Source organism: Agarivorans sp. B2Z047 (assembly GCF_023373605.1).
In the GTDB taxonomy this organism is placed as follows: domain Bacteria; phylum Pseudomonadota; class Gammaproteobacteria; order Enterobacterales; family Celerinatantimonadaceae; genus Agarivorans; species Agarivorans albus.
In genome coordinates, this window is record NZ_CP088080.1 from 1240778 (window position 1) to 1257820 (window position 17043).

Here is a 17043-nt window from a genome sequence, read left to right on the forward strand (position 1 = left end):
AGATGTTTTTAAGTGAAATGTTTGCCAATTTATCATTTGGCTTATCGGTTGCTTTTACCACCACCAATTTGTTTTTCTTGTTGGTAGGCGCATTTGTAGGAATGGTTGTGGGACTGTTCCCTGGTTTTGGTCCGGCAGCAGGTATTGCGATACTGATACCGATGACCTTTGGCTTAGATCCAACCACAGCAATTATTTTGTTGTCGGGGATTTACTATGGCTCGATGTACGGTGGCACCATTACCTCTATTTTAATTAACACTCCGGGGGAATCGGCCACGGTTGCATCAACTTTGGATGGTTACCCGTTGGCTAAGCAAGGTCGAGCTGGCCCAGCATTGGTAATGCAAGCCATTGCATCTTTTGTTGGCGGTACTATCGGCGTAGTTTTAATTTGCGGTTTCGCGCCCTTATTAGCTCAATTTGCGTCTTCATTTGGGCCGTCGGAGTACTTTTTAATCATTATGTTAGGTTTGTTATTGCTCACAACTATGATGGGAGATAACCGACTTAATGGCATGGTGTCAGCGCTATTTGGTTTTGCTATTGCAATGGTTGGGGTTGACTCAGTAAGTGGCGCTCAGCGTTATACATTTGGCTCGCCAGAGCTGATTGGTGGCATTTATTTTGTTCCGGTTGCTATTGGTTTGTTTGGTATAGGTGAGTTGTTGTATTGCATTTATACCGGCCAACATAAACAAGAGGTATCGCGAGTGAGCTTTTCGTTATTCTCTAAAGACTTTTGGCCAAATACCAAAGATTACTTCGAGTCTCGTTTTACTTTCTTTAGAGGCTCCATAATTGGTTTTATTGCCGGTGTATTACCAGGCTCTGGGGCCACAATTGGTTCTATTTTGGCTTACTCGGTAGAGAAAAAAGTCGCTAAAGAGCCAGAGAAGTTTGGTAAAGGCGAAATGAAAGGCTTGGTTGCGCCAGAAACCGCCAATAACGCTGCATCGGCAGGTGCTATGGTGCCGCTCATTGCATTGGGGATTCCTGGTTCGGGGGCAACCGCAGTATTGCTAGGGGCCTTAATGATGTGGGGTTTACAGCCAGGTCCAATGTTAATTGATAGTAATCCAGATTTAGTGTGGGGCCTAATTGCCAGCATGTATATGGGCAATATGGTGTTAGTCATTCTTAGTATTGTTGCTATACCACTGTTTGTTAAGTTCCTCGACATCCCTTATCGCTTAGTTGTGCCAGTGATTGTCATTCTTTGTGTGGTCGGTGCTTATGCGCTTAACAACAGTATTATTGAGACCTCAATGCTAATTGTTATGGGCATAGTTGGTTTTGGTATGAAGGTATACGGCTACTCTCCAGCTGCCACTGTTTTAGCCTTGGTGTTGGGAGGCATGGCCGAAAGCACCTTCTTACAATCGCTAATTATTAGCCAAGGTAACTTAGATATCTTTGTCCAACGACCAATCTCGTTAGTGCTGAGTTCGGTTATGTTTGCCGCTATTGGTATCTCAGGGTTCTTTAAGCTTCGTCAATGCTTAAAAGCAAAGCGTAGCGCTTAACTCACTAACTTTAGCTGTGTTACCTATCTGTAATGCAGCTTTTCTTTAATTCTAACTTAGCTGCTCAAGAGGCAGTGAAGGAGCCTTGTAATGCGATTAGGCATCATTGCTGATGATTTTACCGGAGCAACCGACATCGCCAGCTTTTTGGTTGAGAATGGTTTGAGCGCGATACAATTTAGCGGCATACCTAAGCAAAATATTACAGAAGAACCCGATGCAATTGTGGTGAGCTTAAAGTCTCGCTCTTGTCCTGTAGAGCTGGCTGTTGGGAACTCCTTAGCCGCACTGGAATGGCTAAAAAATCAAGGGTGTGAACGTTTCTATTTTAAGTACTGTTCTACTTTTGATAGCACTGCAGCAGGAAATATAGGGCCGGTTACCGATGCTCTATTAGCGGCCTTAGATTTTCCATACACAATTGTTTGTCCGGCCTTGCCTGTTAATGGTCGAACAGTGATTAATGGCCAGCTATTTGTTCATCATCAGTTGCTTAACGAGTCGGGCATGCGTCATCACCCAGTGACACCTATGGTTGATTCTAATGTTGCCAGAATGATGGAGCAGCAAAGCCAAGGCAAAGCCGCGAATATTTTTTATCCCGAGTTAGCTAAAGGTAATGAATATTTAGCTGCAAAAATGGCCGAACTTGCCGATGCAGGCGCAAAATATCTAGTGTTAGATACTCTGGATGAGCAGCACTTGAACGTTATTGCTAGCGCCAGCGCCAACTTGCCTCTTGTCACAGGAGGATCTGGATTAGCTGCTGGAATTGCTCACTGTTGGCCTAAAGTCTCTCACATCGGACGAAGTGTTGAGGCTTGTCCGCAGCCTTCTTCAGCGGTGGTGTTATCGGGCTCTTGTTCAGACATGACTAATCAACAAGTGGCGTTTTATCAAGCTAAAGCAGCCTCTCATGCCCTAGATATTGAACGTTGTTTTAATCAGTCAGACTATCCTGAAGAGTTAGCGCAATGGGTGTTGGATAACCAGCGTACCTATGCCCCAATGATTTACGCCACGGCTGATCGTCAAGCTCTTTCAAAGGTACAGCAGCAGTATGGTGAACAGCAAGCTAGCCAAGCTATCGAGCGTTTTTTTGCACAGGTGTCGGTGTTATTGGCAGACAAAGGAGTGCAAAACTTTATTGTGGCTGGGGGAGAAACCTCTGGTGCGGTTACCCAAGCTCTAAAGGTGAATGGTTTACGTATTGGTCCCCAAATAGCGCCTGGCGTACCTTGGGTTAGAGCTTTAGATAAAACCCTATATTTGGCGCTAAAGTCTGGCAACTTTGGTGATCCGCATTTTTTTGCTAAAGCACAGGAGCTGATCCATGAATGAACATCAACAGCGTAAACAACTTTGTGAACTCGCAAAATCTATGTTTGATAGGGGCTACGCCACTGGAGGTGCCGGTAATATTTCTGTTCAGCTAGATAATGGAATGTTTCTGGCTACCCCTACGGGCTCTAGTTTTGGAAGGTTGGAGCCCGATACCCTTTCCTTAATTAGTCAATCAGGTGAGCACATTAGCGGAGATAAGCCCTCTAAAGAAGTGAGTTTCCACTTGGCTATATATAAAAATCGACCAAGTTGTAAGGCGATTGTGCATTTACATTCAACTTATTTGACCGCTTTATCGAGCTTAAAAAACTTGAATACTGACAACGCTATAAGGGCCTTTACACCCTATTACGTTATGCGAGTTGGCAAGCTTCCTGTAGTGCCTTATTACAACCCTGGTGATCCGATGATTGCTACTGAGTTAGCTGCGTTAGCACCCAAACATCGCGCTTACCTATTAGCGAATCACGGGCCGGTCGTCACTGGTATTGATTTACTGGACGCGGTTGATAATGCAGAAGAGCTAGAGGAAACAGCAAAACTAACCTTGTTATTAAAAGATAACAACGTGGCTTATATTTCTGATGACAATCTTCAAATACTGGCCAATAAAGGAATTTAAACCAAACAACAATAAGAGCTAGCAAAGCTTAGCCAACAAAGGCTGTAAGCGCCAAGTAGTGCTTGCAGCGCCTTTTGGACGTGGTACTTGCACAATGCGCTTCCTATCGCTAATTCAAGCTACCACGGTTTTTTGATCAAGGAAAACTGATGAATATTAATAGCAGTTTAAGAAGAAAGTACACTTTAGTGTTTGTTTTTCAGGCTTTGTTTTTCGTGTTTGTGGCTGGTTACTTTTATTATGCAACGCTTTTTTTAGATCAAAAGCTGCAGGATTTTTCTAGGGTATACAGTCCTAGCATTGCGGCTGTTACAGCTGCAGACAGAGATCTATATCAAGCACGTTTAGCAGAAGCGTTATTATTTCAAGGTGAGTTAAGCCCCTCCAAATTTGAATCTTTAAATAAAGACTCCATCAAAAATGCTCAGCAAGCTTTTGATGGAATGCAAACCTTTGTAACCTTGATGAGTGAACAAAACAGCGACTTAAGCCACTTAGCATCTTTTAGGCAAGTGCATAGTGGTTGGCAAACACAGCATGAAAACGTCTTTTCTTTGGTAGAGCAGCAACTTAAAACGGGCAATGCGCAACAAATACCTGCTAATGAAAGCGCATTTGAGCAACTACGGGAACAATTTAAAGTAGCAGGGGATATTGTTGAAGCCTTAATGACCGAGCAGCAATCGTTGGTAGCCAACAAAGTTAGCCAGTTTAAAAAGGTCATTATCGCTATGGTCGCAATGGTGATTATTATCAGCGTTTTGTGTTCTTGGTTCGTTCCTAAATATATCTCTCAGTCGATCAAGCAAGTAACAGAGGGAATCAACTCTGTTAACTCTGGAGACGGTAATCTACAGCGAAGAATAGAATCTACACGTAAAGACGAAATTGGCCAGCTAGTCGCTGGGTTTAACGACTTTGTAGGCTCTTTGGCTCAATTGGTAAAAGGGATTAAAAATGAATCTAGCTCTTTAGATAAGCAAACTGTTTTACTAAAAAGTGAAGCTGAAAAATCTTCACAATTAAGCCAATCACAATATCAAGCCATGGAGGCTATTGTTACCGCTGTTAACCAAATGAGTGTGGCAATAAAAGAGGTGGCACTTAGCGCCAGTAATACAGCCGATGAGATGGAAACCGTGAATAAAGTGACAATAAATGGCCAAGAAACCTTAGAGCAGTCGGTGCAAAAAATAGAGAGTTTATCGGATAAAATTAGCTCGGCTTCAGTAGTTATCCAAGAGTTATCTAATAACTCAGAGCAAATTGTAACAGTATTAGATGTGATTCGAGGTATTTCTGAGCAAACTAATTTACTTGCTTTAAATGCAGCGATCGAAGCAGCCCGTGCAGGAGAGCAAGGCAGGGGGTTTGCTGTTGTGGCCGACGAAGTTCGAAACTTAGCCAGTAAAACCCGCCAGTCTACTGAGAATATTCAAGAGATGATTACTAATTTACAAGACGGGGTAAAACAAGCGGTAGACACGGTGGAAGACAGCGTTGTGGGTGCGCAAGCAGTGGTTAAGTTGTCTGGACGAGCGAGTAAGGCCTTGGTTGAAATATTAGGTGTTACAGAGAAGGTTCAAGATATGTCTATTCAAACCGCGGCGGCAACCGAGCAGCAAAGTATCGTGGCAGAAGACATCAATCAGAATTTGGTAGGGCTATCTGAGATGACCAGTGATTTATCCAATATCGCTAATCAACTAAACGATATTGCACTTGCTACACGAAGCACCTCGCAAAACATAGATTCTAAGGTTGAACACTTTACTGTGTAACAGCGATCGTAAAGGATTTGGTATGCAGTTGGTGGGCGCTGGCAATTTACCTACTCGAAAAAAAGCCAGTGGTATTATCACCACTGGCCAAAGGAAGGAATTGCTAAAAAATACTACTGGAATTTAAAACGTTGGTTGGTACCTCCATCACATGACCATTGTCTAAGATCTGCGCCATTAGCGCCCGAATTGTTTGCTATTTCTAAACACTTGCCGCTTTGTTTATTGCGGATTTCAAAGGTATTGCTGCCTTTATCTACAAGACTCCATACTTGGCTTGTATTGGCGTAGTTACAAACCCATTGTTGAACTTTAGCGCCGTCTGCAGAGCTGCCAGATGCTAGCTCCATACATAGTTGGCTTACTTTTGCGCTAATGCTGTATTCGTTGTTGCCTAAAGCGGTAAATTGGAAACGCTGGTTATTGTTACCGGTGTTGCATGACCACTGTTGATAGGTGCTGCCGTTCCATAATGCACCGCTTTTTACATCTAGGCATAAGTTAGAGTGGGCCACTTGAAGGTTGGTATAACCGCTAGGTGGAGTAATGTCGCCTGTTGGCGGAGTAGTGCTGCCAACAGTAGGTTTGTAAACCCTAATCCAATCTACGTACATTTTGTTTTTATCGCCATCTGCTAGGTCTGCATCGGTGGCAATATGGCCTGCTTCAGAGCGCCAAGAATGGTCTTCGGTATCAAGAATAATGAACATTTCTTGATCCATGTTGTAACGGCTTTTATCTAGTATGGCACCGGTATAATCTTTATCTTTCATTACCACTTGGCTCCAAGCGCCTTTAGTGGTTTTTTGGCCATTAATGTAGAAGGTCACTTCGGTGGGGCTTTTCCAGTAAACGCCAAAACGGTGGAAGCCTTCACGCCAGTAATTGCCCCAAGTAGGGGTATTGTGTGTTTGATCGTTAAAGTCACTGCTAATTGAGTTATCGTTGTTACGGAAGAATACGTGGAAGTTGGTTGACATGTTTTTGGCAAACCAGTCTTGGCGGGCACCGCCATACACTTCCAGAACATCAATCTCGCGCTGGTCGTTTTCACTTAGTAACCAAAAGTTGGAAGAAAGCTCTAAATTGCTTACCTTAATGTTGGCTTCTAAGAAAATTGGGTATTTCACTTTGGTTTTAGAGGTGACTACCCCAGCATTAACTTGGTTAGTGCCTTGGCGGCGAGATGCACTAATAATTAAGTTACCATCACCAACCCACGATTCATCGCTTGACCAGTAGGTGAGGCCAGGGCCTGTCCAGTTATGAAAGTAAGCGTCTTTCCATTTGCTGGTAAAGGAGCTTGGCTTACCCGAATAGTTAAAAGAGTCTGAATAGCTTTCTTGTAACTCCCAGCTTTGTCCTGGGTCTAGCTCTGCTGGAATTGGGATATTATCCCAGTCTGCCGCATAAGTACTGAGTGATAAACCTAAACCGCAGGCTAATAGTAGTGGGTGCTTAGTGAATCCTTTCATTGTTATCTCCCTGTTTAGTGTGATAACAAATATCGCACAGTTATTAACCTATTTATGCGATCTGGTCGATCAATTTATGCTCATTGTTAACCTGTTGTAAGGTGTGTGATCAAGTTATTATTTTTACTTTGTAGAAGGGCGATTTTGGTGCGCAAGATCTCGGAAGGGCAGATAAAAAAAGGCCTTGGTATGACTACCAAGGCAAAGTGCTAACAATTGTCAAAAGGAATTAAAAAAGATTACTGGTAGTTCAGGTAAATGGTTTTCTTCTGCAAGTATCCCTCCAAGCCGTATTTCCCATCTTCGCCGCCGATACCACTGCGTTTAAAGCCTGTATGGAAGCCATTTAATAGCTCACCATTAGGGCGATTAACATAGATTTCGCCGACCTCTAATTCGTTAACAACTTGCATGATTTTGCGCATGTCGTTGGTATATACGTAGCCAGACAAACCTAAGTCAATGTCGTTGGCATACTGTAATGCTTGCTCCAGGCTATCAATTGGCATTGCTGCTACAACTGGGCCAAACACTTCTTGTTTCATTATGTCCATTTGGTTGTTTACATCGGTAACCACGGTAGGTTCAAACCAGTAACCATTGGCAAACTCTTCGCCACTTGGTTTACCCCCACCACAAGCGATGGTTGCACCTTCGGCCTTGGCTTTGCTGATCATTTCAACCAGTTTTTCTACTTCGCGAGCATTAACTTTAGGGCCAACATTAGTGCTAGCTAACATTGGGTCGCCTATCTTAAGTTGCTTCACTTTAGCGATGAACTTATCCATAAACTCTGCGTAAATCGCTTTGTGGATATACATGCGCTCGTTAGACGTACAAATTTGGCCACAGTTGCCAAAGCCTGAATTAACCGCGATTTCAACCACCTCGTCGATGTTGGCGTCGTCTAACACGATAAACGGCGCTTTGCCGCCAAGCTCTAGGTTTAGTGCTGTGATGTTCTCTGAAGCAGAGCGGTATAAAATAGAGCCCACTTCCGAGCTACCGGTTAGAGTCACAAGCTTGGTAATAGGGTTGCGCACTAACTCGTCGCCTACTTCGCCACCTAAACCTGAAACAATATTTACTACACCTTTAGGGAAACCTACTTTAGCGATTAGTTTTGAGAACTCTAATACCGTGAGCGGAGTGTCTGCTGGTGGCATTACTACCATGGTATTGCCGGTGACTAAGGCGTTACCTAGTTTGCGTGCCGCAAGTGCTAGCGGGTAGTTCCAAGCCAGCAGGCCCACGGTTACGCCAAAAGGCACACGTTGGATCCAAATCTGTTCGTCTTGATTTTCGCTGGTTACTATCTCGCCCTCGATGCGGCGAGCTGATTCAGCAGCGTAACGCAAAAATCCAACAGAACCGGCTACTTCGCCACGTGCATCACTTAGCAGTTTGCCTTGTTCTTGGGTAATCATTTCGGCGTAACGCTCAGCGTCTGCTTCTAGTTCGTCTGCTAGTGCTGCTACTAGTTCTGCACGTTTTTGTGCCGGTAATTTAGCCCAGTCTTTTTGAGCCGCTTCTGATGAGCGTAAAGCATTAGCTGCTTCTTCACGGCTCGCTTGCGGAGCATAGCCAACCAACTGTTCGTTACTTGGATTTACAACTTCAATGGTGTTGCCGGTAGCTGATTCTAACCATTCACCATTGATAAACATTTTGTGAGTAACTGTGCTCATCTAACTTCCTTTAGATTCCCAGTGGAGATAAAACTAATTTGGTAAACCAATTTGTGCATTCTACGCCATAAAGGTTAACCTTTAAAGTGATGAAGTTCACAAGTTATTCTGTCAATTTTGTAGAAATTCATTTGGTAAATGAATATTTTCTAAATTTCATGTATTTAAGGCGTGATTTATTATTAGTCGTACAATTTAGATCAAAATGAGACATCGGTAGTTGTGGTTGACTACCGATACGCGCTAAAAGGCGTTACTATTCAGGCTTCGGTCTAGAACTTACTTGAATTGATTTACCAAAAGTTAGATAGTTTCTATATTTCCCCAAAGGTTAAATGACATTATGGCTAAGATGGATACCAAGCGTCGCTACTATGATATTGGCGTGCAAATCGAGGAATTGTTGTTTTCAGGCGTGTTTAAAGCGGGTGAACGACTGCCATCAGAGCGAGAGCTAAGCGAACGATTTGAAACCAGCCGCGCAACTATCCGAGAAGCTGTAATTATGCTGGAGTTGAAAGGCTTGGTAGTGGTTCGCCAAGGTGCTGGTATTTACTTCATTGATTCTCCTGAAAAAGTTAACAAGCGTACTATATTGCCAAAAAGTGATGTAGGACCTTTTGAGTTACTCCAGGCGCGTCAGATTATCGAAAGCAGCATTGCCGGATTTGCCGCCACTCAAATTAAGTTCAACGAGCTACGTGAACTTAAAAAGGTACTGCAACTGCAAGAGAGTGAGATAAATGGCGACAGCGAGAAGTTTGAAGCACTAGATCAGCAATTCCATAGCTTAATTGCTGAGTCGACTCAAAACCGAGTGCTGATTAACCAAGCGGTTGACATGTGGAGCACGGTACGTACCACCAACCCGTTGTGGAATGAGCTTAATCATCAGTTTTTACACGAAGAGCGTTTGCAGTCGATGTGGATTAATGACCACAAACGCATTTTGTTAGCCTTACAAAAACGCTCTCCAGAAGATGCTAAGCAGGCAGTGTGGCAACATATCGAGAACAGTAAGCAAGAGTTACTTAAGATAGCTAGCTCTGACAATAGCGATACTGATTTAGACGATTACTTCTTCGCAATGGAATTTGATAGCAACTTTACCGAAAGCCATTAATTACAATTGTTATAAGAAAAAGCCGCTAAATGAAAATTTAGCGGCTTTTTTATTTGGCTTTAACAGCTAAACGTTATGCACTAGGTGCGTTACTGCCTACCGGGTTATCTGATACTTCTGCGCTGGTGGTTGGCTGGTTGCGCTTGTTTACCAAAGTATCTTCAATCTCCTCAATGGTTTTATTCTTAGTCTCTGGCAGCAGTGGCCACAGCAGTAATAGGCCTATTAAGCCAAACACTGAGTACATTAAGAAGGTATTTGCTGCACCTAGGTTGGCTAGTTGCCAAGGGAAAAACTGCTGGATTAAGTAACTGGCAACACTGGTGACCAATGCAAACAATGGGATCGCAACGCTTCGTACCGAGTTAGGGAAAATCTCCGAAAACAGTACCCACATAATTGGCCCAATAGAAATATGGAAAGCCGCGATAAAGGCCAAAATGCCCACTAGAATAACAATTGGGTTGACCGAAATGGCGGCTTCAATAATATGCCCTTCGCTTAGTCGCAGCGTATCGGCATCATAGTTAGTGGCTAGCATTTCCTTAAAGCTTACATCATCAGCATATTGGCTATTTAGCTGGGCTTTAAGTGGAGTAGTATCGATTACCTCTTCTAGTTTATCGATGGTTTGTTGATTAATGCTGTAGCTGGCGTTGCTAAAGCCGTACCAACAAGTTGCGTGGCTTAGTACTACCGCTAATAGCCCAAAGATAAGCAGTGGCTTTCGGCCAACTTTATCAATGAAGAAAACAGCTAATACCGTGAATACCACACTCGTTATGCCAATGTAGATAGCTTGTTGGAACGAGGCATTTAAGCCAAAACCAATTTGTTCGAACACTGTGGGGGCATAAAACAGAATCGCGTTCATACCGGTTATGCCTTGTACAACCGCCATGATAAAACCAATCGCAAAAATGGTTTTCATTGGCGACGAGAACAACAGCTTAAGTTGTTCGGTAATGCTACTGGTGTCCTGATGTTCTTTTAGGTTCTGCTCAATCTCAGCCTGTACTTCTTCGGCGCGTTGCTCTGGCAATAGTTTTAGCAGTACTTCTTTAGCTTGTTCCTGTTTGTTTTTCATCATTAACCAGCGAGGAGATTCTGGCACGCGGCAAAGTAAGATCACCCAAAGCACCGCTGGAATAAGCTCCGAAGCTAACATGGTTCGCCATACGGTATCGGGGGCAAACAATAAGGAGTTCTCGCTTACATGCAGCACTAAATAGTAGTTAATGAAGTAAGCCGCTAATAAACCAATCACAATGTTAAATTGATTCGCCGAGACGAGCTTGCCACGCTGTTTAGCTGGGGCTATTTCACCAATGTACATAGAGGCTAAAGAAAGCGAGCTAAAGGCTAGTCCGCCAATAAATCGCGCCATGGTTAACATCATAAAGCTAGTTGCTAAAGCTGATAGCAAGGCTGAGACAACGTATAGACCAGCAATAATTATGAGGGTTTTTTTACGGCCTAGGGCGTCGGCAGTTTTGCCGGCGACTAGTAAGGCCAAAATTGCACCTAAACTTGGCGCGCCTACTACAGTGCCAATTTGCAAATCAGTGAGGGAAAACTCCGACGCGATAAAGCGCACTGTGCCGGAAATAATGGCGGCATCTAAGCCAAATACAAAGCCGCCAATAGCCACAATTAACGCATACTTGTAAGCATTCCATGTTTTTATGTCCATCTTTGTTCCTCTTAGAAGGTTATTTTCGGAAGTTATTTAAGCATGTTTGGTTAGCCAATTTGTCGATCAAGATCGACATTGGTTGATCTTTTGTGTGCATTGGTTATCAATCGTGGTGTTTTATTGATTTTTTTGTTGTTAGAAGGGGAAGGGAGCAGAACAGATCAGAAGAGAGTCTAAGCTGAAGCAGGGGGAGCTATAAAACAAGCATAAAAAAAACACCGCGCTAGGGCGGTGTTTAAAGAAGGGGCGATTTACACTTCGAAAGGTTTAATCTTATCCCAGTCAAACTCGACACCTACACCTGGCGTATCTGGTGCTACAGCACGATGATCTTTAACCACCAATGGGCGCTTGGTGTATTCATCAATTGGGAAGCTATGTACTTCTAACCAGCCAGAGTTGGGTTGAGAAGACACTAAGCTCACATGCAATTCTTGCATGCCATGAGAACATGCCGGAATGCCATGTTGGTCGGCTAAGCGGGCGGCTTTAAGCCAGCCAGTAATACCGCCACAATTTGAAGCATCGGGTTGCACAAAAGAAAGCTTGGCGCGCTCGAAGGCATATTCAAATTCGTGAATAGTATGTAGGTTTTCACCCATAGCCAAAGGAATACAAGTGGCATCGGCAATCTTGCCGTAACCTAGGTAGTCATCTGGAATGGTTGGCTCTTCAAACCAGGTAATATCGTATTGCTCTACGGCTTTAGATAAAGCAATGGCTTGCTCAACACTTAATGAGTAGTTGGCATCGATCATAAAGGTAACGTCTTTACCAATTAGTTCACGCACCGCTTTAATACGAGCAATATCTTCATTGGCATCGGCGCGACCAATTTTAATTTTTACCGCGTTGTAGCCCTTATCTAAGTAACCTTGAATATTGGCCAGTAGCTTTTCGGTGGTAAATTGTAAATCGATACCGCCGCAATACGCTTTACAGCTAGAGTTTTTAGCACCAGCCATTTTCCATAAAGGTTGATTTAAACGCTTACCTTTTAGATCCCAAAGGGCAATATCTACCGAAGATATGGCAAAAGAAGCGATACCACCACGGCCTACATAGTGAATATGCCACTCCATAAAGTCGTAAATTTCGTCGATTTGGCTGGCATCTTTACCGATAAGAGCCGGTGCTAAGTCGTGCTCTACCATTGCTTTAATGGCATAGCCACCTTTACCGCCGGTATAGGTATAACCGGTACCTTCACTGCCGTCTTCTAAAGTAATGGTGGTGGTCACTAACTCAAAGTGGTCGTGATCGCCGTGTTTGGCGTCCGATAAAATCTCCGCTAAAGGAATTTTAAACAAACGCGCTGTAACTGATTTAATTGCTGTATTCATGTTTGTTCTCTTACTCGGCAAGTTGCGCCACAATGTCTTTCACTAATTGACCGATGGTATCCCATTCGCCCTTATTAATAAGTGATTTATCTACCATCCAAGTGCCACCACAGGCTAAAACGCCGGGTAATGCCAAGTATTTTTCAATGTTGTTTTGATTGATGCCACCAGTAGGCATTACTTGAATGTTGGTATATGGACCAAGTAATGACTTAAGCATGGCAATGCCGCCAGAGGCTTCTGCTGGGAAGAACTTCACTGTGTCTAAACCTAGCTCTAATGCTTGCTCTACCGTTGACGGATTATTAACGCCAGGAATAATAGCAATGTTGTGCTTCTGACAGGCTTTAACGGTATTTGGGTTTAAACCTGGAGAAACAATAAAGCTAGCACCGGCCTCTTTAGCAGCTATTACTTGTTCTTCGTTTAAGATGGTTCCTGCACCAATTAGCATATCTGGCTGTGCTTCGCGAAGTAGGCGAATTGCCTCTGCTGCGGCGTCTGAGCGGAAAGTGATTTCGGCAACTGGCAAACCATTTTTACTTAACTGTTCGCCTAGTGGCACGATGTCGCTGGCTTTATCGATAGCAATTACTGGAATTATTTTAAATTGCTTCAGCAGAGAGTTTAAATTTTCCATGTTTTTGTCCGTAATATTAAAAGTAAAATTAACTAAGGCCGATACGTTGCTCTACTTGAGCAAGAGTAGGTAGCGGCGCTACAGCGCCATAGCCAGTGATGGTGATAGAAGCGGTAGCATTAGCGTATTTAAGGCATTCTTGTAGTTCTGCGCCGCGTACATAATGGGTACAGAATGAACCAGCAAATGAGTCACCCGCGGCTGTTGCGTCTACAGCGCTTACCTTGTGGGGTTTGATGCTAAATCGCTCGTGTTGGTTAGCCACTGTTGCGCCTTCTGAGCCCTGTTTTAGCACAACAATTTTGGCGCCTAACTGTAAGTAATGATCGATAATTTCATCGGCATGTGTAAGGCCGGTAAGTAGTTGTGCTTCATCAATGCTAGGGAAGCAAATGTCTACCTGGCTAATGGTTTCATTGATGATGGCTTTGGCACGATTAAGCGACCACAGCTTTAAGCGTAGGTTAGTATCGTAAGAGACCAAGGTATCGGTTTTACGCGCCAGCTCAATGGCGGCAAAAACTGCGTCACAGCTGGTGTCACTAATGGCTTGGGTAATTGCAGTAGTATGTAGCAGTTTAGCATTGGCTATCGCTTCAACAGGAAGTTGCTGCTTACTAATAAGGCTGGCTGCAGAGCCTTTTCTTAGGAATGAAAAGTGATGCCCTTCTTCATTATGAGTAATAAAATAGACGCCCGTGTGTGCACTCGCGTTACTTACTACTAAATCACTTGCTACAGATTCACGTTTCCACAGCGCTCTAAATTGCTCACCAAATTCGTCGTCCCCTAAATGGGTGATCATGCCTACGTTGGCGCCTTGACGTGCTGCTGCAATGGCGAAGTTAGAAACATCGCCACCAAAGCCGCTTAAAAAATCTGGCTCCATGGCTTTAGACTGCTTTATTTGGCTGAATTCATACATGGGTTCGCCAAAACTTAATATCTCGCTAAACATGACCTGTCCTATTTGATTGAATTAATAAGAAGGGTTAATCCCTTAATGATGTTGATGGTATGGGATGAATTCATTTTGGTCAACCAAAATGGTTTTTAGAGCCTCAACATGGATAAATTAAATCGAATCTTAGCTAGTGTGTTTTAAGTTGTTATTTTAAATGAATTTTTTGTCTTGTTGTTGATTGTTTTTATTGATCTTAAACAATATTGGACTGCTATTTACTGTATTGTTGTTAGCCATTCCAGCTGCATTGGTTTACCATTTTGTGATTATAGTCACGGCTATCTAACCGCTTTGTCGGTATAAATGCCGTATTGGTTGAACAATTGGGTGAGTGAATGGCAGCAAGTAATCAAATAAGCCAGTGTAAAGATCGGTTTAATGAAGCAACAACATACGACAGGGAACAGTTAAGCACTAAGATTGTTCACATAGGTTTTGGCGCGTTTCATCGCGGCCACCAAGCGGTATACAACGACTTAACTAACCAAGCATCTGGCGAGTTATGGGGCATTTGTGAAATTAACATGTTTGGTAGCGAAGACTTAGTTGCCAACTTAGTTGCTCAAGACTGTTTGTTTAGTGTTGTTGAAAAATCTAAAGACACCACGACTTCTCGCTTAGTTCGTACCGTTACCGAAGCTATTCATACACCTGTAAGTGGTATTGCAACGGCCATTGCTAAAATAACCGAGCCACAAGTAGCAATAGTGTCGCTAACCATTACCGAAAAAGGTTACTGTGTTGACCCACAATCGGGTGAGCTTGATGAAGCAAACGCACTAATTAAACACGACTTAGCAAATCCGCAGCAGCCGCAATCGGCCTTAGGTTTAATTACCGAAGCGCTGCGAATTCGTCGTGACAATGGCTTAGCGCCAATTAGCGTATTGTCTTGTGACAACATTCCTGAGAATGGTCACCTAACTAAGAATGCTTTGTTGTCTTACGCTCGTAAGTTAGATAAAGAGTTGGCCAGCTGGATTGAGCAAAATGTTAGCTTCCCTAGCACTATGGTTGACCGAATTTGCCCAGCTATGACAGCCGAAGCCTTTGCCGCTATTGAAGCTGAAGTTGGTTATGCCGACCCTTGTGGCGTGGTATGTGAAGATTTCCGTCAATGGGTAGTAGAAGACAATTTTGTAGCTGGTCGCCCAGATTGGGATTTGGCCGGTGCAATGTTTGTTGCTGATGTATTGCCTTACGAAGAAATGAAACTGCGCATGTTAAATGGTAGTCACTCGTTCTTAGCATATAACGGCGCGCTTGCTGGTTACGAGTACATATACCAATGCATGCAAGATCCAGCGTTTAAAGCGGCAACGCTAAAACTGATGACTCAAGAGCAAGCTAAGTCATTAAGCCCAAGCCTTAACGTTGATTTACCAGAATACGCCGATCTATTGATAGCGCGTTTTAGTAACGCCAACGTAAAACACAAAACTGCACAGATCGCGATGGACGGCTCTCAAAAGCTTCCACAACGCGCGGTTGATCCCTTATTACACCTACAAAATGCCGGCTTAAAAGTAACTTGTTTGCCAATTCTTATCGCAGGTTGGATGCATTCAGTTATTCGCGCTGTAAAAGCGGGTGAGCAAATTGTTGACCCATTAGCCGACGAGTTTAAACAAATTGTGGAAAGCAACGGCGAAGCGCTAGACCAAGCGAAAGCCTTGTTAGCAATTAACAAAATATTTGGAACGCTTGCTAAAGATAACGCCAAGTTTAGCCAACAGGTGGTATCAGCATTTGCCTCTATCGAAGAATACGGCATTGAGTCAGTTGTAGACTCCATTGCAGCGAATTAGGAAATATCAATGAAAACATTAGTTTGTAACGAACCATTCTCAATTGAGTATGTAGAGCGAGAGAAACCGTCTTTTGCCGAAAACGAAGTACTACTGAAAGTTAAAGCAGTAGGTATTTGTGGCACCGACATTCATGCCTTTGCTAGTCGTCAGCCATTTTTTAGCTACCCGCGGGTACTTGGCCACGAAATTAGTGGTGTAGTTGAAGCCACTGGCAGTGCTTGTAGCACCGCTAAAGTGGGCGAGCGTTTCTCGGTTATCCCGTGTATTCCTTGTGGCGAATGTTCTGCTTGTGCAGAAGGTAAAACTAACTGCTGTGAGAATGTTTCTTTATATGGCGTACACCAAGATGGCGGCTTTACAGAGTACCTAAGCGTACTTGAAAGCAACCTAGTTAAATTGCCAGAAACCGTTAGCGATAGCCAAGGTGCATTAATCGAATGTTTCGCTATTAGTGCTCATGCGGTGCGTCGCGCCGAAGTTAAAGCTGGCCAACGAGTGCTGCAAGTAGGTGCTGGACCAATCGGTTTAGCGGCAGCTGCTATTGCTAAAGCCAATGGCGCAGAAGTGGTAGTAGCAGACGTAAGTGATGAGCGCCGCGCACATGTAGAAAAAGCCTTAGGCATTAAAACTTTAAACCCTCTTGCGGAAAATTATGTTGATGACCTAAAAGCAGCCTTTGGCGGCAACTTGGCATGCACCTTATTAGACGCCACTGGGAACAAAGGCTCTATGAGCCGCAGTGTTGATCTAATTCGCCATGGCGGCAAGATTGTATTCATCGGTTTGTACATCGGTGACTTGGTGCTAGACGACCCAACATTCCACAAAAAAGAAACCACATTATTAAGCAGTCGCAACGCCACTCGTGAAGATTTTGAGCGCGTGATTGAGTTAATGAGCAAAGGCGAAATCGACGAGAACATCATGAAAAACCGTGATTATGACTTTGACACAGTTGGTCTTTCTTACCAACAAGATGTAGTGAACAACGCAACGCTTATTAAGGGCGTTATTAATTTTTAGTCGCGCA

The 17043-nt window shown here is 43.6% G+C and carries 13 protein-coding genes; 7 read left to right on the forward strand and 6 right to left on the reverse strand.

The window, feature by feature from the left end; genetic code table 11:
* The first annotated feature begins 2 nt into the window (after positions 1 to 2).
* The 4 genes from LQZ07_RS05790 (at position 3) to LQZ07_RS05805 (ending at position 5273) form a co-directional block, all read left to right on the forward strand.
* The gene (locus LQZ07_RS05790; protein ID WP_152780408.1) at positions 3 to 1526 is read left to right on the forward strand and encodes a tripartite tricarboxylate transporter permease; all 1524 of its coding nucleotides are present in this window, start codon (positions 3 to 5) and stop codon (positions 1524 to 1526) included.
* Between the two features lie 90 nt (positions 1527 to 1616).
* Entirely contained in the window at positions 1617 to 2867 is a 1251-nt protein-coding gene (otnK, locus tag LQZ07_RS05795; RefSeq protein ID WP_152780406.1) for a 3-oxo-tetronate kinase, read from the forward strand.
* Positions 2860 to 3492, forward strand: coding sequence for an aldolase (locus LQZ07_RS05800; protein ID WP_152780404.1), 633 nt, complete (start codon positions 2860 to 2862; stop codon positions 3490 to 3492). Before otnK ends, LQZ07_RS05800 begins: the two co-directional genes overlap by 8 nt.
* A 149-nt stretch (positions 3493 to 3641) precedes the next feature.
* Complete coding sequence (locus tag LQZ07_RS05805) at positions 3642 to 5273, forward strand: methyl-accepting chemotaxis protein (protein ID WP_152780402.1); 1632 nt, start codon at positions 3642 to 3644, stop codon at positions 5271 to 5273.
* A 113-nt stretch (positions 5274 to 5386) separates the two neighbouring features.
* On the opposite strand, the gene LQZ07_RS05810 is transcribed toward LQZ07_RS05805, so the two are convergent.
* A complete protein-coding gene (locus LQZ07_RS05810; RefSeq protein ID WP_152780400.1) occupies positions 5387 to 6748 on the reverse strand; it encodes an RICIN domain-containing protein in 1362 nt (453 codons plus the stop codon).
* 239 nt (positions 6749 to 6987) lie between these two features.
* Entirely contained in the window at positions 6988 to 8436 is a 1449-nt protein-coding gene (aldA, locus tag LQZ07_RS05815; protein ID WP_152780398.1) for an aldehyde dehydrogenase, read from the reverse strand.
* 343 nt (positions 8437 to 8779) lie between these two features.
* Here aldA and LQZ07_RS05820 point away from each other — a divergent pair, with 343 nt between their 5' ends.
* Entirely contained in the window at positions 8780 to 9559 is a 780-nt protein-coding gene (locus tag LQZ07_RS05820) for an FCD domain-containing protein (RefSeq protein ID WP_016403226.1), read from the forward strand.
* Between the two features lie 73 nt (positions 9560 to 9632).
* Here LQZ07_RS05820 and LQZ07_RS05825 read toward each other — a convergent pair whose 3' ends face one another.
* From LQZ07_RS05825 to LQZ07_RS05840, 4 genes are all read right to left on the reverse strand, one after another.
* Positions 9633 to 11288, reverse strand: coding sequence for a sugar porter family MFS transporter (locus tag LQZ07_RS05825; protein WP_256471410.1), 1656 nt, complete (start codon positions 11286 to 11288; stop codon positions 9633 to 9635).
* A gap of 218 nt (positions 11289 to 11506) precedes the next feature.
* The gene (locus LQZ07_RS05830) at positions 11507 to 12598 is read right to left on the reverse strand and encodes a mandelate racemase/muconate lactonizing enzyme family protein (protein ID WP_152780396.1); all 1092 of its coding nucleotides are present in this window, start codon (positions 12596 to 12598) and stop codon (positions 11507 to 11509) included.
* Between the two features lie 10 nt (positions 12599 to 12608).
* The gene (locus tag LQZ07_RS05835; RefSeq protein ID WP_152780394.1) at positions 12609 to 13238 is read right to left on the reverse strand and encodes a bifunctional 4-hydroxy-2-oxoglutarate aldolase/2-dehydro-3-deoxy-phosphogluconate aldolase; all 630 of its coding nucleotides are present in this window, start codon (positions 13236 to 13238) and stop codon (positions 12609 to 12611) included.
* Between the two features lie 28 nt (positions 13239 to 13266).
* Positions 13267 to 14196 carry a sugar kinase gene (locus tag LQZ07_RS05840; RefSeq protein WP_016403222.1) on the reverse strand — a complete coding sequence of 310 codons (930 nt, stop codon included), beginning with the start codon at positions 14194 to 14196 and terminating at the stop codon, positions 13267 to 13269.
* Positions 14197 to 14537: 341 nt separating this feature from the next.
* On the opposite strand from LQZ07_RS05840, the gene LQZ07_RS05845 reads away from it, so the two are divergent.
* Both LQZ07_RS05845 and LQZ07_RS05850 read left to right on the forward strand, forming a co-directional pair.
* Positions 14538 to 16010 carry a mannitol dehydrogenase family protein gene (locus tag LQZ07_RS05845; protein ID WP_152780392.1) on the forward strand — a complete coding sequence of 491 codons (1473 nt, stop codon included), beginning with the start codon at positions 14538 to 14540 and terminating at the stop codon, positions 16008 to 16010.
* Positions 16011 to 16019: 9 nt separating this feature from the next.
* Positions 16020 to 17036: a zinc-binding alcohol dehydrogenase family protein gene (locus tag LQZ07_RS05850; protein ID WP_152780390.1), complete on the forward strand. Its 1017-nt coding sequence runs from the start codon at positions 16020 to 16022 to the stop codon at positions 17034 to 17036.
* Positions 17037 to 17043 lie beyond the last annotated feature (7 nt).